1 protein-coding gene is annotated in these 24,262 nt (G+C 70.7%); it reads left to right on the top strand.

Features of this window, described 5'->3' with window-relative positions:
• Window positions 1-80: 80 nt before the first annotated feature.
• The gene (locus AMYAL_RS50110; RefSeq protein ID WP_020629326.1) at window positions 81-24,239 is read left to right on the top strand and encodes a WXG100-like domain-containing protein; all 24,159 of its coding nucleotides are present in this window, start codon (window positions 81-83) and stop codon (window positions 24,237-24,239) included.
• Window positions 24,240-24,262 lie beyond the last annotated feature (23 nt).

The following is a 24,262-nucleotide window of genomic DNA, read 5'->3' as shown; positions in this document are numbered from 1 at the left end:
CTTTCGCAACGTCGCCGCTCCGGTGAACCGTTCGGCCCTCGGGCCGCGTTGTCCTCGGTGAACAGGTCAGGAGGTGGTCCGTGCCCATCAAGGTCGATCGCAGTGATTTCGGTGATGTACCGGAATGGGCGCGGACCCTTCTCGAAATCCTCGGTGTTTCCTGGCCCGCCGCCAATCAGCACAAGTTCCGGCGGGCGGCGCAGGAATACGACACTGTCACGGGACTGCTGAAAGAGCTTCCGGACGACATCGCCAGGGTCAAGCGGGCGATCGACGAGAAGCTGTCGATGCCCGAGGCGGGCGAGGCGTTCGACAAGAGCATGAAGCCGCTCACCGGCGGGTCGCCGAACCTGCTGGGCGAGCTCGCCGAGGGAACGCAGGGTATCGCCGACGGCTGCCGCAAGATCGCGCTGGACGTCGAGTACACGAAGTTCTCCGCGATCGGCCAGCTGTTCCTCCTCGCCTACGAGATCGCGATGGAGTACGCCCTCGCCTCGGTCACCGCGGGCGCGTCGCTCGCGAACCTCACCTGGCATTACGCGCTCACACGCGGCTATCTGCTCGTGTTGTTCAAGATGCTCGTGCGGGCGATCGTGTTCGAGATGTTCATCGGGATCACCGGCGGGCTGATCATCGACGCCGCCGTGCAGCGCCTGCAGCGGGAACGCACCGAATGGGACGACGAAAGCACCAAACAGACGGCGATCTCGGGCGCGATCGGTGGTCTGCTCGGCGGCGCCGTCGGTGAACTCGGCGAGAAACTGGGCCGCAAGATCGGCAGCCTGCTGGGCAAGGACTTCGGCAAGATCGCCACCGACGACCTGCTGAAGCTGGTCAAGGATCTCAAACTGCCGGGCGGCGACGCACTCGCCGACAACTGGGTGCGCGACATCGGCCGGACACTGACCGACCGGGCGGGCAAACAGCTCAGCGACCCGGCGACAGCGTTCACCAAGCGCGCGATCGACGGTTTCGGCGAGGAGGTCGCCGACCGGTTCGGTACCGCGTTCGGCAAGACCCTCGGTGACGACGCGGCCCGGCAACTCGGCCGGGACTACGCGCGCACCTTTGTGGACAATTGGACCAAACACGGCCTCGACGGCAGCGGGGCCTTCGACGACAGCCTGCGCAAGGTGCTCGCGCCGCACAGCGACAAGCTGGGCAAGGACTCCGTCGACCTGCTCGCCGGTCACGTGCCGGACGTGCTGACCCGGAACGTCGCCGACCGGCTCGGCGGCAACATGCTCGCCAAGGCCACCGAGTTCAGCACGATCTTCCTCTTCGAGGGCGTCTCCGGGGTGATGAGCCAGGCCGCGATGGCCGCGCTCAACGGTGAATCCGTGTCCGCCGCGGAATACGGGATGGGTTTCGCGGGCGGGGTGGTCGGCGGCGCCGTCAGCCACAAACTCGAAGGGATCGGGGAGCACGCCCTCGATTCGGCGGTCACGTCGCTCAAGGAGAAGTTCGGCGGCGGGATGGGTTCGCTCGGCGACGTTCCGGCGAATCTCCCGCTCGACACCAAGAGCGGCCCGGCCGCGACGCCCGCCGCCACCGACGTCAAGTCCACTTCGGACACCAAAGCGGCCCCTGAAACCAAGGCCGCCGATACCAAGACCACCGACACCAAGACCACCGAAACGAAGGCTTCGGACACCAAGACGGCTTCGAGCACAAAGTCCACTTCGGACACAAAGTCGCCATCGGACGTCAAGACGAGCTCGTCCGGCAAGCGGGACGTCAAAACGACGGAGACCGCGCCCGCCACCGTGCGGACCACCTCCGACGCGGGAACAACGGCGAACACACCCCAGCAATCCCCGGCGTACGAAGGACAACCGGAGGACGAGGAACGGCCACGGACCCGCCCGGCGCCGCTGCGCACCACGTCGGAGGAGATCCAGGTCGGGCAGACGGTGACCGAAACCGTCGTCACCGGGGACGCTCCGGCGCCCGCGATCGAACTCGACCTCGGCGAACCTTTCGTGGAAGACCTTCTCCAGCACGAAGCCACGCTGGAGACCAGCCCGCGGATCCCGGCCCCCACCGAAACCACCACCGAGATCACCGAGATCACCACCGAGACAACAGAAACGACAACCGAAACCACCGAGCCCGCCAAGAAAGCGCAGGATCTGACGCGAGCGGATCTGCCGCCGTTCCTCGCCACCGGCCAGGCGCTCGGCTCGGCACCGGTCCTCGCGATCGAGGGGACCGCCGGCCTCCGCGACGAGTTGACCCGGCTGCTTCCCGGTGTGAAGCCGGATCGGCTCGACGCGATCAGGAACGCCGTCGAAGACGATTTCGAATCCGCGCTCAGCGGCCTGCATTTCCCGCTCCGCACCGACAAGGGCTGGCGGGAGGTCCGGATCCGGGCCACCCTCGGCGCCGACGTGGTGAGCGAGCCGAGAGAGAAGACCAAGGCGGATCTCACGGTCCAGGGCGGCACCGCGAACGCGGAGAACCTCGCCGTCCTCCGCGCCGGTGACGTCGGGGCGGCCGCGACCGTGCAGGCGCCGACCGGTCCGTATCTCACCGTCGGCGGCAAGGTCGCGCTGGCGGCGCCCGGCGCGACACAGACCGTCTCGGTGTCCACTTCGGACCAGCGGGCGATCCGGTCCGGTGAGGGTTCCCGGCGGGTGGGTCTGAACGTCGAGTTCACCGTCAGCGTCCACGACGAAAGCGGCGCTGAGATCACCGGTCCGGAGCCGTCGAGGCCGGTTCCCGGTCAGGTCACCGTGCGGCTTCCGGACGACCTCGTCCGCGTCACGCCGCCTGAAGGACTGTCCGCGAAGGACCTGACCGCCGACGTCGGGCGCAACCTCCGGAATCCGGTGCCCGAGGCGGTCACCGATCTCGCCGAGGTGTTCACCGGGACGGCGGGGCTGCTGCCCCGGTCGGTCACCGCGTTCGGCGCCCCCGGCCGCGACGCGTTGCGCGCGTTCCTCGGCACCGCCGGTATCCGGGAGAACTTCGGCGCCATGCTGGAAGGCTGGGTCAGTTCGCCCGCCTTGCTCAGCGTGGACGGCGGCAAGGTCGCGGCGGTGCGGATGAAGGCCGTGCTGACCAAGGCCGAGTTCGTCGGCCCCACCACCGGGACCCAGTTGCGGCTGCACGAATCCGCGACCACCGGTTCGACCGTTTCCGCCTTCACCAAACGCGGGTTCGACGCCTCCGTCGCGTTCGGCGGCGGTGGCGGTGTCAAGGGGGCGAAGATCGCCGCCGGGGTCGGGGCGGGCTACTCGGCACGGACGGTGGACACCGTCGTGTCCGGCCGGACCTCGACGGTGAAATCGGGGATCCAGCTCAAGGGCGACGTCGGTCTCTACCGGTTCGAGACCGAGATCGTCGTGCAGGCGCTGGACGGCAAGGAGACCAGCACCACGGCGACGGTCTACGCCAGGGTGGGGCTGGCCGAAGCCGCCGAACAGGGCCTGCCGGTCCCGGACGGCACCGGCGACGGGATCGTCCCGCCCTCGACGCAGAAGTTCCCGCCCGCGCAGCTGGCCGCGGGGCTCGCGGCGGGCAACGTGCGGGTCGGCGGGTTCACCGGCGCCGACGCCGTGCTGACGGAGATCCGCGGCAAACTCCGGGAGGCGGGCCAGTACAAGGACCTGCTGCCCGACTGGGACAAGACGAGCGCTCCGGCGAAAACCGCGCGGACGCTGGAGATGCTGGCCAACGAGCACCGGCTTCAGGCGGTGTTGTCGCCACTGGCGCTGCGCAACCGGATGGACGCGCTGCTGGGCGCCGGGGTGTCGGTGACGCTCAAACGCCAGGGCGTGCTCTGGCAGGACAACGTCACCGTCACCGTGCGGCTGGAAGCGAAGCCTCCCAAGCACATCGGGCGGGCGACCGGGCGGCTGATCCGCAACGCCACGACCACCGGCCCGGCACTCGGCGCCTCCTCCGCGACGACCAAGGGCTGGACGGCCGGGCCCGAGGGCAAGGTGACCTTCGGGGCGACGGGGACGGCTTCGGCGAAGTACGGCAGCAGTACCGGCACCCGGACCGGGGCCGGGCCGGTCACCGAGTCGACGGACCTCAACATCGGCAGCGCCGACTCCGAGGGTTTCGAGCACGAGGGCCGGTTCGTCGTCTCGATCACCGGGTTCTCCCGGCTGAACGCGACGGTCCGGCAGATGCTGCCGGGGCTGCCGGGCCTTCAGGTGCCGGAAGTCCGGCAGATCTGGACCACCCCCGACAAGCTGGAGGACGGCTCCGACCCGCTCCCGGCGAACTTCACGCTGTGGATGTCGGACAGCCTGACCCTGCCCGCCGAAGCGGGCCAGGTCGCGCCCGGCGCGCCAGAGATCCGCGAACTCGACCCGCCGCGGTCGATCACCGGCCACTTCCAGAAGCTCCCGGCGCCTGCCGTCGGCGACTGGCTCGGGGTGGAGAGCATCGCCCACACCGGGCACGTCGGCGCGGCGGCGCTGGAGGCGCTGGTGGAGGCGTCGGACGGCGACAAGGCGCTCGCGCTGCCCGGCAGCGACGCCTGGACCACCGTCCAGGCGATGCTGGGCACCGACTCCATCAAGGCGTCGCTGCGGTCGCTCACCCGCGGCGCGGTGAGCACCGACCTCGTCCACTCCCGGCGCCTCGCGGACCGCGTGGGCAGGATCGGCGTCCACGCGAGGCTGAGCGGGCCCACCCTGGTCCGGGTGGCCGACGACGCGGGCGCGGAACAGTCCACTTCGGGCGGGTTCCGGTTCGACGGCGGCACCAGCAAGAGCACCGGCCCGACGGTCACCGCGGGCGTCTCGGGCACCGGTTCGGTGAACGACGATCCCACCGGCTCCGCGACCGGCGGCCTGTCCGGCAAACCGTGGGCGAAGACCACCACGAAGGCCGAAGGCCTCGACATCTCCGCGGTCGTGGACCGCAACCTGACCACGGCGGCCGGTACCCCGCGGGTGCTGGCCCGGTTCGACGTCGACTTCACCGTGCTCGCCGAGGCGCGGCAGCAGACCGCGCTGATCCGGCCGGACGCCAGGGTCGCCGCCCGGTCGGTCCGGCTGCCGGGCGCGGCGCTGGTGTGGCTCACCGAAGACCAGGCCAGGGCGCACGGTCTCCTGCCTGCCAAGCCCGACGGGCCGAGGGAACGGGACGAGCGGCTGGCGGCTCCTTCGACGCTGTCGAACGGAAAGCGGGGCACGCTGGGGCTCGGCGCCGTCGAGCGGCTGCCCGACCTGTCCGATCTGGTGCCGAAACTGTCCGCGGAGCTGGCCAAGGCCAAGATCCCGCTGCTGCCGGGCGTGTCCCTGAACGACGCGATGCACAACTGGACGCGGCTGACCGGCCTCGTCTCGCCGGACGGCGTGCGCGGACTGGTCGACAGCGCGCTGGACGGCGGGATCCCGCTGCACACGCATCTGCCGAAAGTCTTCACCGACAGCGGTTACCAGCTCCTGCTGACCGCGAAAACGCTGGGAGATCCCGCTTTCCGCGAAGTGGTCAACGACGGCCGGACCGTCGAACACAGCACCGTCCGCGCGGTCCGGACCGTCACCACCGACAGCACGGCCAAAGCGTGGTCGGCCGCGCTCCGGGCAGGCGGGCAGGAGAAATACCAGAGCGACGGCGGGGCCACGGCGACGTCGGTCGGCGGCGCGGTCACCAAGGGGATCGGCGCGGTCAAGGTCACCGGCACCACGGAGGTCCGCACCGAACAGGAAACGCGGCTGCGGACCGGGACCGGGCCCGCCGCGCTGTTCGACGTGCCGATCGAGTTCACCCTCGAGGTGAAGCAGGGCGACAAAACCGTCGCGTCGGCCCGCACCGGTGAGCGGCTGCTCGGGATCCGGCTGCTGGCCGACAACCTGACCGGCGGCACCGACCGGGAGCCGGGCACCACGGAGGACGCGGAGCCGGAGCCGCGGCCCGCGGCGGACGCCACCCCGGCCGCGCTGGAGAACTGGCGTCAGGGGAGTGTCACCAGGCTGCCCGACATGGCGTCGGTCGAATCCGTGCGCGCCGCCGCCCGGCTGCGCGCGGTCGTGCGGAAGGCCTTGACCGACGCCGGCGCGGACAGCGGGATCACCGGGTACGGCACCGGCCCGCTCAACGCCCTGTGGTCGAGTCTGAGCCCTCAGGTGCTGCAGGCCTTCCTGCCCACCATGACCACGAAAAGCCTGCCGGTGCCGGCTTTGCGCGAGGCCGCCGTCCTGCGGGGCAAGCGGGCGGGCGTCGAGGTGCACGCGCGGCTCGGCAAACCGCGGACGATCGCGCTGAGCGATGGCGTCAACCTGGAGAACCCGAAGAACTCGACGACGGCCCGCTCCGCCGAACGGAAGGTCGTCGAGGCGGGCGACATGGGTTTCACCGGGCCGACGGTCACCCCGGTCACCGAGAAGGACAACATCGGCGGCCTGGTCACCGGTGCCGACGCGCGGTGGACCAGCGAGCCCGGTGACGCCACGGTCGACGGCACGACCGTGTCCGCCGTCGCGAACCTCAAACCGGTCGGGCGGACCGCGCTCGTGCGGTTCGACGTGGACTACCGGATCGTGGTCGAGGTCGACGGCCGGACCAAGGTCGTGGACGTCTCACTGCCCGGTTCGGCGGACGTGCGGATGCCGATCGGCGGGCTGGCGGACGTGACCGGCCAGAAGACGCCGCGCGTGCTGAAGGCACGGCAGGGCAGGGTCGGCAGGACCGCCAAAGCGTGGCGGGACGCCGAGGTCGGTGCGGAGGGTCACCGGCGCCGGGCCGAAGAGCTGGCGAAGAAGCTCGGTGTCGGCGTCGACTGGAAGGCCACGGTCGACGCGGCACGGGTCCGCCGTCCCGGCACCCTGGAAGATCGGCACCACAAGTACGCCCGCGAAACCGAGAACGCCTTGCGGGAGGCCGAAAACCTCGCCGAGGCCGCGCAGCTCCACCATGACCGGGTGGCCGTGGCCACCGACGAGGTGCTGGCCGGGCTCGGGGCCAGGACCGTCGATCTCGACGACCTCGCCCGTGGTGCCGCCGACGCGGCACGCGACTTCCAGGTGGTCTCCTCCGCGCTGGCGGCGGCCCGCGTACGGGTCGACCTCGCCGAGGGGAACCAGGATCTCGCCGAGGCGCTGGACGACGTCCGCCGGCTGCGGCGGGAACGGGTCGACGCGAAACTCCGGCGTGACCTGCTCCGTGAAGTCCTGACGGAGCAACGGGAAACGCTGGCCGCCACCGAGGCCGCCGCGGCGGAGGCGCAGGAGCAGCGGGTCGCCGCGGCGGAGCAGCTCGTCCGCACCCAGGCCGCGCTTCAGGCCGCGTGGCTCGATTTCGCGGACACCAAACAGGACGCCTGGTGGCTGGCGAAAGGCGCGCTGGACGCCGAACTCGCGCGGCATACGGCACCGCCGGGTTCTCCCGAGGACGAGAAGTGGCGGCACAGCCGGGCCACCGACGCGCCCTGGTTCTCGGTGGCGAACCCGCTCGACCCGGCGCAGTGGGAGCCGCTGCGGGCGACCACGCCGAGGCGGTCGGTGTCCACCGAGACCGCCGACGTGCTCACCACGGTGCAGACCGGCAAGGACAAACGCTACGACGGCGTCATCCGGTACGGCGTCAGCCGCTTCAAGGTCGGCGACCGCTCGGTCACCGAATTCACCGTGCCGATCAACCTCGTACCCGGCCGCGGCGTCACCGAAGAACAGGTCGCGCGGCTGCGGGAACGCGCCGCGGCCGGCGTCGAGAAGCTGATCAACAAACGCCACGGCCTGCCGAACGGCGACCAGCTGCACGTCCGGATCGAGTTCACCGGCGACCGGCCAGCCGGCTCCCGGTACCGCGCGTACGACGTCGTCGCCGGTGACGACGAGCGCACCACCCAGACCAACTGGCGCTCCGACGCCACGCCGGAGGAACTGGCGCACGAGCTGCTGCACTACCTCGGCGCGGCCGACGAGGAACACGACAAGGACCGGGTGTTCCTCAGCCGTGAGGACGACGGCGCGGGCGGTGTCGTCACCGGCGACGGAAGCATCATGGGCAAGGACGTCGTCAAGCCCGGTGCGACGCCGAAGCTGATGCCCCGCCACACCTGGATGATCCAGCACATCCTGCACAGCCAGCTGGGCCACGGGGACGGCCGCCTCACCGATCCCGGCCAGGACCCGCTGCCGGGCGCCCGGCCCGGCAGCGGGCTGACGGACGCGCAGCGGACCACACTCGGCCAGGAACGCCGGGACGCCGTCCAGGTCGGCGGAGACACCCTGGGGGCGAACCTCGTCGAGGCGATCGCCCGGACACTCGCGCCCGATTCCCCCGCGCGCCAGGCGGAACTGCGGGAGCGGGGCGCCGCGCTGCGGGAACCCACGCCGGAAGAGGTCGCGGTCGCGCTCGATGTCCGCCTGGAGCTGCTGACCGAGGACGGGGCGACGGTCGCGCTCGGTCCCGCGGACGGCGAGCCGGTGCGCGTCGCGTTGTCACCGACGGCTGATTTCCTTGCCACCGAACACGTCCCGGTGCATCCGGGGCTCACCGCCGCCCAGCAGGACACGCTCTTCCAGCTGAACAAGACGGTGGTCCCGGTCGGCGGGAAGCCGGTCACCGAGAACCTGATCGCCGCGGTCGCCGCCGCTGTCGCGCCCGATTCGGCGGCACGTCAGGCGGAACTGCGGGAGCTGGGCGCGACGCTGCGGAACACGACGGCGGCGAAGATCGCCGAGGCCTTCGGGGTCCGGCTGCACGTCGTCACCGAGAACGGGGACGACGTCGCGTACGGCCCCGCCGGTCCGCGGCCGGTCCGGATCGCCCGGACCTCGACCGGGGAGTACCTGGCGACCCGTGACCTGGACACGAGGACGGCGTCGAGGCCCGCCCCGGAAGCCCCCGCGATCCCGCCCGTCATCAACACCCTGACCGGCGCCGGGGACAAGGTCGTCGGCATCGCGTTCCCCACCAAGAACAACGACGCCCTCGTCGCCCGCACCTGGGCCCGCACGACCGGCGCCAGGCCGGTCGTCGAGTACAACAGCCTGAGCCCGAGGCCGGAAAATCAGCCCGGATCAGCGGAACCGGAGGCGCCCCGGTCGGTGAGCAGGCCCGCCCCGTGGGCCTCGAAAGCACTCGCGAAACAGCCGATCTTCCTCTACCTCCACGCCGGTCCGGACCGGTTCCGGGTCAAGCTCCCCAAACGCTTGCTCGCCCAGCGGATCACCGGTGAGGAGCTCGCCCAGCGCGCGCTCGAGAACGCGGACTTCCGGCAGGTCCTCGAAGCCCGGCCCGAAGCGCCGATCGTGCTGCTGGCGTGCGAATCCGGAAAGCTGAACGAGCCCGGTGGCGGCGGCTACGACTTCCGCCGCGAGCTCAAGGCCCAAGGCCACCACCGGACGGTCTACGCGCCGACCCAGACGATCAATCTCGTCCAGGCGCTGGCGGGCGTCAACGTGGACAAGGACGGCGAATTCGTCGAGATCGCCGAACACCCCGAAGACGCCATCGAAACGGTCACGGAGCCCGCCGCTCCGGTCGTCGGCACCGCGGTCACCTTCGCCAAGGGATCACGCGTCCTGGACGGCGACGCCCTCGCCGCGACCGGACGGTTCGCCGACTGGGCGCCGGCGGCGGCCGAAGCGATGACGAGGCGCGACCCGTCGCTGCCGTCGCCGTGGATCCGGGTCACGGGCCACGGCAACGCGATCGTCGGCCGGACCGACACCGCGCTCGCCAGGGCGAACGCGGTGGCCGAGGCATTGCGGTTGCAGCTGTCCGAGGCGTCCCTGGTGGTCGAACCGGCCGCCGCCGGGCGGACCGGCCTTCCGCCGCTGGTGTCGAACGACCCCGAGGCGCGGCGGCGCTCGGTGACCATGGCGCTCGTCCGGTCCGATGACGGCGACGTCCGCTCGGAACTCGGTCTCCTGCCGGACGAGACGGTGACGTCCTGGCTGTCGCGGACGGCGACGCTGCTCGGCGAGGACCTGGACCTCTGGGTGTCGTCCCCGCTGGTCGCCTACCTTGACCGGCACCTGCCGCTGTCCACCGGGCTCCGGGACATCGTGCTGCGGTTGTCGGTCGATCCCGGCACCCCGGCGCCGCGGCTTTCCCGTCTCGTCGGCGCCCGAGGCCACGCCTGGGTCGAATTCGTGCTGCCGACCGGTGGCGGGGAAACGATCGGGTTCCAGCCGGGCGGCGACGGCGGCCCGGCGGTCCGGCTCGGCGGCACCGGGCACACCGCGTCCGCGAGCTACGAGGTGTGGATCTCCGCCGAAGGCACGTTACGGGCCCTCGACCACGCGGTGCGGAATCTGCGGACCCCGCACCGGACCCTGTCGTTCAACTCCCTGCATTTCGCGAGCGGGCTCTTCGAACGCGCCGCCGGGACACCCGCTCCGTCGGCCGGCTGGCTGGTGACCGGCCCCGAGGATCTCGGCAAGCAGCTCCGGGAGGCCGTGGGCGGCATCGCGGAGCTGGACGACGTCGAACTGCTCGACCCGCATGCCAAGGTCACGTTCTCCCGTGACTCGGACACTGTCGATCCGATCGCCTTCACGGGGTTCGTCCGGTCACTGGCCGAGGAACTGCTCACCCGGCCGGTCGCGGGCCGCCGGATCGAGATCGTGGTGAAACGCGGTCAGGACGCGGCCCTGGCGGAGCGGCGAGGGGCGAACCTGGAAACCGCGCTGCGCACCGCCCTGCAGACCGCGACGGACGAGCACGGCGTCGTCCTCGAATACCGGCCGATCAGGCTCACCTATCAGCAGGACGACACGAAGGCCGAGTCGGCGCTCGTCGCGTTCGTCCAGGACGGGCAGGGCGGGACCGTCCCGCCGGGGCAGTCGGTCCAGAACTGGCTGACCGAGAACGCCACCCTCTCGCAGGTGGTCCAGCAGCGGTCCGTCGCGCAGTACTTCATGCGGACCGATCTCCCCGACGCCCTCGACCGGATGCGGCTGCTGAACCCGGACCGGCCGGTGTTCCGGTTCCAGGTGAAGACCCGGCATCGGGACGTGAGCGCCCAGTACACGGGCCACGCGTGGATCGAGATCCACTATCCCGAGGGCGACGGGACACTCATCGACTTCGCGCCGGAGAATCCGCCTTCCCCGCAATGGGCGACCGTGCCGGGCACGGTCCACGTGGGTCCCGCGCGGGAGAAGCCCACCACGTACACCGCGGATCATCTGGTGAGCGCGAACGACGTCATCCGGGGACTGGAGCGGGTGCTCACGCTGTCCGGCAGGCAGTACAAGGTGACCAGCCACAACTGCACGACCTTCGTGCAGGACGTGTACTCGGCGGTCCTCGGGGCGCCCGCGCCGAACGCCGGGCGCTGGGTCCAGGGACCGACCGACCTCGAACGCACCCTCCGCGCCGGCGCGTCGCACATCACGGTCCGGCCGCCCGGCACCACGCCCTTCCCGACCGGCCCCGTCCCGGCCGCTCCGGCGCGCCGTGCGGATCCCATTCCCGCCGCGGACCTCGTGGCGGGCTACCGCGCGGCCACGGCGGACCTCGAACGCTTCCCACTGTCCGAAAAGGACTTCGACACCGCTCTCGCCGAGTTCTCCCGGCTGGCGGGCACCGGCGGGCTCACGCCGCGATTCGAGCGTGATCTGGCGCTGGGACAGCTGAACAGCGCACTCGGGGAGCTGGAAACCCGTGCCGCCGAGTCGGTCGAGGACGGGCCACGGCTTCGGCTGCTCTCGCGGCGGGTGCGGGCGCTGGCCAACGACGCCGTGCTGCTGTCCGCCTTGGCGCCGACCCGTGACACGGTCCTGGAACCGCTGACGCCGCAAAGGCTGCGGAGCGTGCTGTCCGAGGTCGCCGCCATCATCCACAATGGACAGGATCCGTTCACCGCCGAGGGCTCGCCGTGGGACGGCCTGGGCTACGACCAGAACGCTCCTTTGCCGCGCAGGCTGGTCGAACTCGTGCTGATGGACGCCCCGCCGGTGGTGGTCGAAACCCTGCGCGAAGACCCGCTGTTCCGGGACCTGATGCGTGACCCGGAGGCGATCGCCGACGCCCTGTTCGCCGCCTCCGGCCGGTTCGAGCAGGTCTTCACGGCGGCCGAGCAGGACCGGAACGCGGTCCCGCCGTCGACGACCCTGAATCGGATCCACCGCGAGCTCGCCAAGCGGACGGACGCCTCACCCGAGGAACTGACGGCGGCCGCGGACCGGGCGATGGCCCTGCTGTTCGCCGCGCCGGTGCCCGTCGATCCGGTGGTACGCCTCGCCGTCGGCGCGTCGCCGCTTTCGCTGACCCGTCCGGCGGGCAAACCGTGGACCCGCGAGGACGCGGCGCGGGACTGGTGGCGGGCGGCGGATCCGGCGGTGGCCGTCGGGCACCGGATCGCGAATCCGGTGACCCGGCTGGACCCCGAGCAGCGGGACACGCCGCCGGTGACCGTCCGGTCCGAAGACGGCGGGCTGAGCCGTTCGGGACGGCCGTGGCAGGCGACGATCGGCTACGACCTGCGCCGGTTCACCGTCGAACGCGACGGCGAGGACCCCGTTCCGGTCCGGCTGCACACCGTCCGGCTGCGGCTGGACGACACCGGACAGTCCGAAGTGGACATCGAGAACTTCAAGGACCGGGTCAGGGCCGGGGTGAACGAGTACTACAACCGGGGCTACCGGCTGCCCGGCGGCGAACAGCTGATGGTCGAGGTCGGCTTCACCGACCGTGAGGACGCGCACGGCACGGTCTTCGTGACCGCCCCCGGCACTCCGGCCGATCAGCGGCACTGGCCCTCGGACGGGACCGGGGTCCAGTTCGCGCACGAGCTCGGGCATTTCCTCGGCCTGCACGACGAATACTTCGTCGACGGGCAGGACGCGCCGGTCTTCCAGCACGCCGACGGCGCGGGCCGGGTCGCGACCGGGCCCGGCCTGATGACCGCGGCCGCCGTCACCGGCGACGTCGTCCTCGAACCCCGGAATCTCCAGCTCCTTTCCGACCGTGCCCAGGCGCTCGTCGGCGAAGACCCCCGGCCGTACGAGCGGCCGCCCGGCGGCACCGAACACGAACCGGGCTTCCTCGCCTCGGCAGCGGACGAACAGGAGTTCCGTTCCCAGGCGGAGATGGCCGACTACCTGCGTCAGGTTTCCCTTGTGCTGCGGGAAAACCCGCATCTGGCGTCGGTGGGGGAAGCGGAGCTGGCCGCCGTCCGGGCGTACAGCCATTCGCACTTCTCCGTCATCGACGAGTACTTGAAGAACGGGACAGGGCCTGGCTACGCGGCCTCGCTGTCCCGGCTGCTGGCGTCCGCGGTCACCCGGTTCCCGGCCCGTCACACCGGGCGGGCGACCAGGGTCATGTATCTCTCCATCGCGGACGGCAAGGAGATGTTCAAGGAGGGGGAGCGGTTCACCGACCGGAGCTTCTTCCGCGCCATGCAGGACGACGGCATTTTCGGGCAGGACCGGAAGGTGGTCGTCCACGCACTGGTCCACGACGCCGCGTACATCCAATCGGCGTCCTGCCGTCCCAGTGAACAAGAAGTGCTGCTCCCGCCGGGAACCACCTTCGACGTGCTCAAGGTCGAGGAGATCGGCGGCAAGCTCCACGTGGAGGTCCGCCAGATCGGCGCCACGCCCACCAGGATCGCGGCACCGTTCACCGGCTTCCCCGGCGACGGCCCCGCGGCGGACAACTTCGAGGACCGGCTCACCCTGAGCAAGGTGGTCAGGGAGGCGCGTGAACTGGCGCCGGACCTGGCGAGCCGCGACACCCGTGCGCATCGCGACAAGATCGCGTCCGCCCGGCGGCGTGCCCTGCGCGAGGCCGGGGACCGCGGCCGGATCACGGTGAGCACCTGGCGTTCGGCCGCGGAACTGGACGTGTTCCGGAAGGGCCGGTTCGTCACCGAACCGGCCGTGCTGGTCGCCGGGGACAAGCCGGGCAACGTCAAGTTCGTCATCGATGACGCCTTGGCCGTACCGGTGGACCGCGAACGGATCCTGCCGCCGGGTTCGACCTTCGAAGTCGTCCAGGTCGCCAAGGCGGCCAAGTGGTACGAGCCGTCCGAGATCCACCTGCGCCAGGTCGACCCGCTTTCGGTCGCCGACCAGACCGCGCCGGGCCTGCGGCCCAGGACCGTCGAGGAGCAGGCCGAGAAGGTCGTCGACGTCCTCACCCGCGGGCTGCTCGAACGGGACGGCGACCTGCATCTGACCGCCGTCGAAGCCCTTGTGCAGCAGCATCCGGACCCGGATCTGGTCTGGCACACGGCGCTGAAGACCATCGTCGACGACCCCGCTCTCGCGGGCAAGGTCCGGACGATCACCTACCAGCGGCGGGACGGTGACGACGTCCGGTCGGTCGCGCTCCCGGACTCGGTCCGGGATCTGCTGGCGAAGCCGGGTGACTCGTTCGAGGAGTTCCGTGACGAGATCACCACCTCCGTCGAGATCGTGCCGCCCGCGGGCGCTCTCCTCGCCGAGGCCTGGCGGCGGGACGCCACGAGCTGGAACGAGATCCTCGACCGGGACGCGAACGGCCATCCCGGACCGAAGCTGAAAGGCACGGCCGCCACGGGATTCCCGGTCACGCGGAGCGACGCGTGGGCGAATCTCCTCGGCGCGCGCCAGGAGCTGAGCCAGGCCGAAGCGGCGCACGCCGTACTCCGGTCCCGGCTCGACCAAGCTGGAGGCTCCCGCGACGCCGAGCGCCTCACGGATTCCGAAACCGCGCTCGAAACGGCGCGGGACGGCGTCGCCAGGGCGACCGACGACCTTCGCGCCTGGGGCAACGATCCGGGCAGGCTGGACCGGGCGTTCCAGGAGTGGCACGAGGCTTCGGTCCGGGAGCGCCCCCGGCTGCCCGGCGGCAGGCTTCCCGGTGCGGACGAGTTCGCCGATCGCTACGACACGCTCTTCGACGGGTTGCCGAATCTGGCGGCCGAAGATCTCGGCCTCCGCTTGGACCAGCTGTCGCGGCTGGCCGACGGCGGCCGCCTGGAGAACCACCTCGACGCGGTCCTCGGCTCGGCGGAGATCTCGGCCGGGCTCACCCGGATCGACGCGAATCTGGACCGCCTCGCCGATCCGGGGACGCGGGCGAACGTGCGGTCACTGGTGAACGACGCGCTGCTCGTGACGGCCCTGGTGCCCTCGCGGGAGCGGGACGTCCCGGACAATTCCCGGTTCCGGTTGGCGACCGTGCGCGATCGCCGGGTGCTGCAACCGCTCACGATCGACCGTCTCCAGCAGGTCCTCGGCGATCTCGCCGTGAACGTCGAAGCGGGGCGCGATCCGTTCACCACCGACCGGTCGACCGTGCAGGGGATCGGCTACCGGTCCGAGGAGGAGCTGCCGCAGCGCCTGGCGCGGCTGGGACTGACGAACCTCACCCTCGAGGGCCGCGAAGCCCTGCGGGAGGACCCGCTGTTCCGGGCCTTGCTGGACAATCCCGTCGCGCTGACCGAAAGCCTGTTCGCGGCCACCGGGCACGACGAGCAGCACTTCATGAACACGTGCGCGGCGGCGGTCACGATCACCGAAGTCCGCGGTGTCGTCCCGACGATCGCGGGGCTGCTGTCGGTCGGGCAGGGTGTTGTCGACGCCGTGGAGCACCAGCTGCGCACTACCCCGAAACACCAGCTGGACAAGCTCGATCACCCGCTGGGCAGGACGATCGGCGACCTCGCCCGCAAACGCGTCGCCGAAGCCACCGAACTGTTCGCCGCCTTGGACACCCGTGCGCGTGAACTCCTCGCGGCGAACCGCTCGGACGCCGCGGCACGCGCGGACTGGGCCCGGCTCACCACCGAATGGGGCCGTGTCGCGCAAAAGCTCGCCGGGGTGATCTGGCTCGGCCCCAGCGGGGACTCGGCGGTGCCGGTGCTCACGAAGAAGGTCGTTCCCGGCGCGTGGGAACTGAACTACCCCTTCGTGCTCCCGCTCGCGTTCGACCGGCGAAGCCGCCGGGAAACGGGCATCGAGGACCTGCCCTTCCGGATGGCCATGTCCCGGCGGCTCGCGCCGCAGCCGCGGGAAGAGACCAGAGGGGAACTGTGGTCCGATCGCGAGGTGACGGTGGCCTCGCGCCTGTGGTCCGCCGAGCAGGTCACGAGGTTCTGGGAGCGGGTCCGGTCCGGCTCCGGGGTTCGGGTGTCCACTGTGGACCACGCCCTGTTCCTCAAAGCGGCCGAGGCAGGCGGCGAACCCGTCTTCGTGCTGAGCGACCCGATCAAGGCGCAGTTCGCCTACCTGTCGCCGGACGCCTTCGCCGCATGGGCGAAACGCGACGGCATCACGACCGAGCGGACCACGTTCGGCGACCACGCCGTCGTGGTGCCCAGTACATCCGACCTTCCGGTTCCGGCCCGGTCCGAGGCGGCGCCCCCTGTGGAGCCCATCGTCGAGCCCGCCACCGAGCTGGCTGACGCCGTCCTGGGCGGCGCGACCCGCTTCGGCGACGATTCCGGGATCTGGCTCGACGACCCCGCGACCGGACCGGCGGCGCGGGAACAGCAGCGGCAGGCCGTCGAGAGTCTCAGGGAAGACCCGCGGTTCTACACGGTCGTCGCGCACACCGGCCCGAGCGGGATGCCGGAGTTCCGGGGGCGGCCGATCACCCCGGCGGTGATGACCGAACTCCTCGCCACGCTTTCCCGCGAGGGCGCCTGGGCCGACGGGAAGCCGCTGCGTTTCGTCGCGTGCGGACTGGGGTCGCCGGACATCGAAGGCTACGTGTCCACGGTGCTGCACGGCCTCGCCGCCAAGGGCATCGTCGCCCGCGCGTACGCGGGGAACACCGCGGTGTGGTCCACCCCCGGCCAGGACGGACAGGACGGCCGGAACGAACTGGTCGTGGCGAGCCGGATCGGCTTCCGCGCGGACGGCCTGCCCGTCGTCACCGGTGACGGCCGGTGGCTGGGCTTCGGGTTCGCCGCGGCGGGCGAGATCACGGTGACCGAGCACGGTCCTTACCTGGTCGTCGGCGACGACGACCCGCCGCTGTTCGAACAGGCCCCCGGTGGCTTCGACGTCGTGCCGACGCCGGACGGGCTCCTGATCGAACGGTCCATCCCCGATTCGATGCCGTTCGGGACGGGGCAGGAGGAAGACGGCATCGGCGTGGCGGAGACCGTCGAAGCGAACCTGGACGAGATCGCCGGGGTGATCGCCGCGCAGCAGGTGCCGCCCCCGGTGGAGGTGCGCGGACGACGCGGTGACTCGCGGCTGGCGGCGGTCGTCCGGAGGCTGCGCACGGTCTTCACCAGGCACGGCGTGAGCGAGGACGCCCGCGTGCGGGTGATCGCCTCCGACACGGTGCCGGGTGTCCTCGTGTCCACGATCATCCCGGCGCCGGAACCGATCTCACGGCGGATCGAGCGGGAGTTCGGGCTCGATCCGGAAGCGCAGGCCGGGCTTCAGCAGGCCGCGGACGACGCGGGCGTGGCGTTCGAACTGCGGCCGGTGAACCCGGAGATGATCCGTGCGCTGCTCAGGGGCGGGCGGCAGGCGTCGCCGGGGCTCGCGGCGGGCACGGTCACGACGTGGGACGTCCACCTCGGCATGCCGGAGCAGGCGATCGGGCTGGCCGCCCGGTTCGAGCCCCGGCTCCCGGAGCTGACCGGCCTGCCGCCCCAGGTGCGCGACAGGATCGAGCACCGCTACCGGCAGCGGATGGCCGAGTACACCACGCTGGCGGACTCCCTCCCCGCCGGGCACCGGCTCATCGGCGGCGTCGTGCACGAACAGACGGCGAACGGCTGGGCCCCGGTGATCGGTACCGACACGCACCACCTCCGCCGTCCGGACGGCGGAGGCTCGGTCCTGACCGACGACGTGGAGCTGGACGCGCCGCTGCTCGACCTCGTCACGCACACCCTGCCGCTCGGCGACACCGCCGGGCACGGCCGCGAACCGCTGATCCGGTTCGCTCCGGGAAGCGAACCGCGGGTGGTCGTCCTGGACGACACCGGCCCGGCGTCCGACAGTACGCGTGAGTCCCTTGTGGACTACGCGGAGATCGACTGGGAGGGATTGCGCGCGCCCGCGAAGGTCACGCAGGACAACGGGTTCTGGGACGACTTGAACGAACTGGACGGCTCGCAGACGGACTCCGTGTTCGACGCGCTCGTGTCGGCCCATCAGGACGACGAGTCCTCGATCGAGGACGATCCGCACGAGTACGACGATCTCCTGGTGCCGGTCACGATCGACTTCACCGGGAGTTCGGTCACGCTGACCGGGCCGCAGCGGGACGGGCTGTGGCGGATCGCCCGGCAGATGGAGGACGTCGCCCACGCCTATCTGATGCGCCCGGAGATGTTCCCGCCGATGCCGTCGATCGAGCTGTCGGGCGGCAGCGGTGACGCGAGCCTCGACGCCGACCGCAACGACGTCCTGGAAGAGACGTTGTGGCAGATGCTCGAAAACCTGGTGGCCGCGCGAACGGAACTGGACCACCAGGAGCGGGAGGACCTGCTGAACAGTTTCCTCATCTCCGGCAGGCGTGACCCGGACGGGCAGCCGGGCAGGCACGAGGTCCGCATCGACGGCTCCGACATCGCGACCGCGCACCGCCGTGCGCCCCGGAAACGCGTCGAAGAGACGACGGTGTTCCGGATCGAGCGGACCGGTCCGGCGACCGGGCCCGCCTTCACGTATCCCTCCGACGTGTCCTTGTCGGTCACCGCGCGCTCGACCCCGTTCGTCGTACCGCATCAGGAGAACGTCGAGTCGGAGCACATTCCCCTGCGGGTGGCCGACGACCTGTCGATCGCGGTGGGCGCGGCCGAGTCCTCGAAAGAATTCTTCGCCGCGCCCGCCGTCATCGCCGCGTCGCAGGCCGGGTTGCTGCAGGCGGACAGCAACGTCAGCCTCGAAGTACACGACGACGTGGTCCTGGTGGTCGAGCGAGGGGGAGTCGAGCACCGGCTGAACAAGGTGACCGTCAAATTCTGGGACAAGCCGTCCCATATCTGCCGTGACATGGCGCAAGAGGTCCTTGGCGCGCTGCCGGACATCGCGGTCTTCAGGAACAAGGCCGGGAACGCCGCGCTCGGAAACGTCAGTACCACCAACGGTGTCGAGGTGACCGGGGTACGTCACCTCGCCGAGGCGATGGCGGCGCAGGCCGAAGAAGACCTGCCGGATCCGGTGGATCCGCGCTGGGCGGCGGCGCAGGTGGGCAAGGACGTCAGGCCGACCGGTGGCGGATCGGGTGCGCCCCGCCCTGGGGAGGCCTACGGCAGCGCGATGAGCTACCAGCTTTCGAACGCCGCGCGCCGGGCGAAAATGGACCAGGCGGCACGGGACAGCGGTGTCAACGAGCATGCCTGGCCGTCGGTCGGGGAAGCGTACTGCGCCAACTCCATTCCTTTCGACGACGAGCAGGGCCTCGTCTCGATGGGTCGCGATTTCGCGAAGGGAATCGAAAACGACGGCACTCCCTTCGGCTATCACTTCGCGGCTGTCGTCGCGACCAGCCTGGACGGCCGGTTCAACATCACCCTGGAGAATTCGCCGCAGGCGCGTATTCGCACGCCGAAGGTCGATGAAGCGATCCAGCAGGCACTGGCCCAGTACGACGGGCTGTGGGACGTGCTCGAAGACGGGTTCGACGCCGATCTGCAGCAGGCCAAAGCGAATGCGTCCCCCACGGTCACAGAAATCGAATTGAAGCTCTATGTGGTCAGGAAGCTCCGGGCCCTGGCGGAAATCGGCGCGACCTCCGATCCGGACGACCCGGCGATGCAACGCGCCTACAACGAGGCCGCCGGTGGGGTGTACAACCTCGCCACCTGGCCGAAAGAGCGGGACAACTGGCATTTCGTTTCGTACAGCAAGGAACCCGGCGACTCGTTCCACGAACATTGGGCGGTCTATGACGACCCGGACATGTTCATCATGCCGAACCTGATGACCTTCGTGGTCTCGGGCGGGCAAGGGGCCGCGACCGAATGGTCCGCGCAGGTCGCGTTCGACACGGGATCCAGCGATCCGCGCGAGTCCGACGTGCAGACCTTCCGCTCGGTCGCGACGCGGGTGGCGAGAGCGGCGATCTGGCGCAACGCCAACGGGTTGCCGATTCCGGCGGTGACCGTCACCGGATACGGCAACGGCGCCTTCGCCGTACCGGGCGGTGCGGTCAAGAAGGGGAAGGAGCGGGCCGACGCGGTCCGGTCCATGCTGGTCGAGGAGATCGGGGAAGAGCTGAACCGGCTCCAGGGCGGCGATCAGGTGGTCAAGGTCGCCTCCGACCAGGATCCCGTCGCCGAGGGTGTCCCGACGGTCCGGGTGACGGCGTCGTCGAAGGGACGTGACCTCACCGAGGCACCGGACGATCCGCGCTCGACGCCGGAGGAACGCCGTCGGCGTGCCGTGATCACGGTGCGGCCGAACCCGATCGCCGCGAGTGCCGTTCCGGCGATCCCGCTCGCGGGAAACCACGGGATCCGGCTGGCCGACCCGCGGCTGGACGGCGTCGTCGGTCGCTGGCCCTCCGATGACAGGTACTTCACCTTCCTCGCCCACGGAGACGCGAACGGTGCCCCGGTCCACAGCACCCCGGAAACCGGGAGTACGCCGCTGAGCCCGTCCGACGTCGCCGCCCTGCTGGTGACCGCCAGGGACGAAGGCCGGTGGGACGGCGAGAAGCCGTTGATGTTCGCGTCGTGCGGGGCCGGGGCCGGCCGCGGCAAGTCGTTCGCGGCCGAGGTGCTCGCCGAATTGCGGGCGCGGGGGATCGACGTGGAGGCCGTCGCGCCCGACGGCCCGGTGTACTTCGTGCCCGACACGTCCGACCCCGACGGCCCTGGCCACCTCGTGGTGACCGGGAAGGTGGGGGTCGACGCGGCCGGACGGCCGGTGGTCGCGCCGAAGGGGAACTGGGTGCGCCTCACCGGCTCCGGCGGCCGGGCGCTCCCGATCGGGCCGCGCATCGTGAAGGAGGAGACGGGGACCCTGCCGCGCGGCTACGCGTTCGGGAAGTCGACCGGCGACCTGGACGGCGCGGTGCGGCTCGCCGACGAGCCTGCGGGTGAAATCCGCTTCGACGAGGGGAGCAAGGAGCTTTCCCCGGCGGCTTTGTCCACAGTGGACCAAATAGCGCGGGAAGTGGCGGCGGCCGCCGTACGACGGCGCGCGGACGGACTGCCCGCACCGGCGGTGAACGTCGCCGGGGCCGGCAACGGAGCCGTGCTCGGGATCGGGCGGGCCGCGCGGACCGGCCACGCACGCGCGGAAGCGACGGTCACCGCGTTGCGCGCCGCCATCAGCCGTGAGCTGGGCACGCTGCGGGCCGAAGCGGGAGTGCTGCCCGCGCGCAACATCCGTGTCGTCCCGGAGCCGGAGGAACCCGAAGCCGGTCTGTCACGGGAGGCGCGCAGGCGTGCCGTGATCACGGTGGACCTCGATCCGGCGGCGGAACCGCCGGAGCCTCCGTCGGCGAGGAAGCCGAAATCGGTCCTCGACTGGTCGAAACGGCTCCCGCTGGTCGACGTCGTGCTGGCCGATCCCGGTGCCCGGATCCGGCAGAAGCAGACCGTCGGCGAGCATCTCGACCGGGTGCTCCGTGTCCTCGGCCGTCGGGATGCGGACGCGGCGAACGGCCGTGACGCGCTGGCGCTGGCGTCTATTGTGGACAACGTGGCGCGCGAAGTGGCGTCGTCGTTCAACGACCCTCTGCTCAAGCCGGTCTTCGCCCAATGGATCCTCGGCAGGGAAACCGGGGGAAACCCGGTTTCGGCGGAATCGATCGCCCTCGCCCGCGTCCTGGTCTCGGATGATCCGCTCGGCGCCCTGCTGCGCCGGGACATCGACGAGGTCGCGGCGGCGGGGCGGATCGCCATGATGGCCGAGCGGGCGGGGTTGCCGGATCGGGACCTGTTCGATCTGCTGTTTTCCCGCTACGAAGCGGAAATGCTCTCGTACACGACAAGCGAGGTCCGGTACGGAAGGCTGGAAGACGATCCCGGTGCCAACGGCAAGTTCGATCTGGGAGACCTCCCAGGGGAGATCTCCCCGGCCTATCACTCGCTGACCGTCGAATCCGAGAAGACCAAAGCGAAGCGGCTTCGCGACTTCCTCTCCGGTGGCTCGTCCTCCCGTGAAGCGCCGAAATGGGCCGACTTGCAGCTCTCGCTCACGGCCGAGGCGAAGGACCGCCTGGACGCGCTGCGGTCTTCGCTCTCCGCGGAGCCGGTGTCCACGGAGCCCGTGGCCGTCCCCGGCGCACCACCGTCCTCAGCGGATCAGACGGTGCCGCCGTCGCCCTTGCCCTACGACGTTTCGGAGATCGAGACGGGCATCCAGCGCCTGCGCCGCCCGGACGCCGTCGCGCATGTGCCGCCGCCGGGTACCGAAGCGGCGGCGGCCCTGACCGGCAAGCAGTACACGCATCTCCGGGACATCCGCGCCGGACGGCTGGAGCCCACCGGCCGGACACTGAGCCGGGCCGAAGTGATCGAGGGCGTCCAGCGGCTGGCCGGGCTGGAGACCACCGACGAGGCGGAAGAGGTGCTGGGGCACGTCGAGCGCTGGTTCGAGACGGCGCCGCTCACCATTTCGTTCAAAGGCGCGAACTTCTTCGGGGACGAGGAAACCGCGTCGAGGCTCATGCGCCCGGACGCCGAATACCTGACCGCCGCCGAACTCGGACTGCAGATCATCGACAGTTCGATCCTGCCGACCCTGGATCCCGTGGACGACGCCGAGATCGACCGCCTCCAGGCCGCCGTGCGGCAGGTCGAGAGCCGGGTGGAGGCCGCGTCGAAGGACACCGCCCAGCAGTCGATGGCGGAACTCATCGGACTGAGCAGGGAGCACACCGCCGCGCAGACCGCCCTGCGGGTGGCGCAGGCCGCCCGGAACCGGCACCGCTACCTGCGGCGTCTTTTCGACGAGGATCCGCGCTTCGCCGTCTGGACGCTGTCCAACGAAGTGAACGCGGCCCGCGGCGAGAACTACACGAGATGGCGCCGGGAGAAAGACGACAAGGAGACCGGCCGTCGCGGTTTCGGCCCGCACGAACAGGCCGTGTTCGGCGCGGTCAACACGAACTACGCGAAGACGCTGGGCTTCGAGGGCCCGAAGTACTACGGCGAAACCCATCTCGTCCTGAAGCCGGAGGTGCGGCAACGGTCCTACTTCACCGTCGGGGACACGGGCCAGGCCAGGTCGGACGTCGTCGGGATGATGTCCGACATGCTCACGGGCGGGGACGAAACGACAGCCCAGGCCGTGATCAACAACGCGCTGGGGATGACCGGGATGATCCCGTTGCGCCTGCTGCAGTGGGAGGTGCACGTCTACGGCGGGCTCCGGTTCGGCCGCGACGTCGAAGCCGTCTCGATTCCCGGCGAAGGGGTCGGGATCGACGACGACGGGATCAGCCCGGACGTCCGGGGCCGGGTCCTGGACTTCGCGCGGCAGCACGGTCTCGCCGTCGTGACGTCCGACCCGGACCATTACCCGGACCGGCGGACCGGGCTCGACCCGCAAGAGGTTCGCGACAGTCTCGCGAGCCTCAGGCAGACCGGCAGGTCCGACACTGCGCCTTCGGTGACCCAGCAGGTCTTCACGGAAGTGGCGGACGACCTCGGGGTGAACCTGTTCGAACTCGAGATGCGGACGATGGAGCCGTTCGGGGTGCTGTGGCCCGCTTACGAAACGGATCCGCAGGCCTCGGCGGCGGGGACCTATCGCGCGCTCGCGGACGGCGGCCTCGAGAGTTCCTGCGGTGAAACGGCCAATCTGCTGTTCCAGGTGGCCCACGAGCCGGTGGGCACGACGACGGAGACGACCGTGGCCGGATTGGCGGCCGTGATCACCGGTGGCGAGGACGTCGGCGTGTGGGTGAGCGCGGGCTCGAACCACGCCTTCTACCTGGAGTTGCGCGGCGACCGCGCGACCATCCACCAGAGCTACCTGGGCAGGCTCGCCCTCTCCGGCAACTTCGGCGCCGGCCGGTCTTACCCGCGGACGGAACTGGCGGCCCGGCTGGAGTCCCTGCTCGGCGAGTATCAGGGAGGGGGCGTGACAAGCGCGGAGGAGGAGGCGCTGTTCGGCGGGAGCCTGCTGGACCCCGCCCGGCGCGAGGAGTACGAGCAGAGCGGCTGGCAGGTGTTCCGGATCAAGTCCGGCCCGTTCCTCGACACCCGGCAGCAGGTGCAACGCCTGAGCGAGCTGGTGACCTCACGGCACGAAGCGTGGAACGAGATCAAGAACTCGCCGTGGACGATCGGCCAGTGCCTGGGCTTCGAGCCGGTGCCCGACCCGCAAGACACCGCGGAGCCCGCCGGGACGCCGGAGTCGAACAACATCTTCGACGCCTTGGTACCGGACGCGAAGAACTGATCTCCGGTGAGTTCTGCCGCCAC

Source organism: Amycolatopsis alba DSM 44262 (assembly GCF_000384215.1).
Classification (GTDB): domain Bacteria; phylum Actinomycetota; class Actinomycetes; order Mycobacteriales; family Pseudonocardiaceae; genus Amycolatopsis; species Amycolatopsis alba.
Note: the sequence above shows the minus strand (reverse complement) of the source record. Positions and strands in the feature narration are given on the sequence as shown.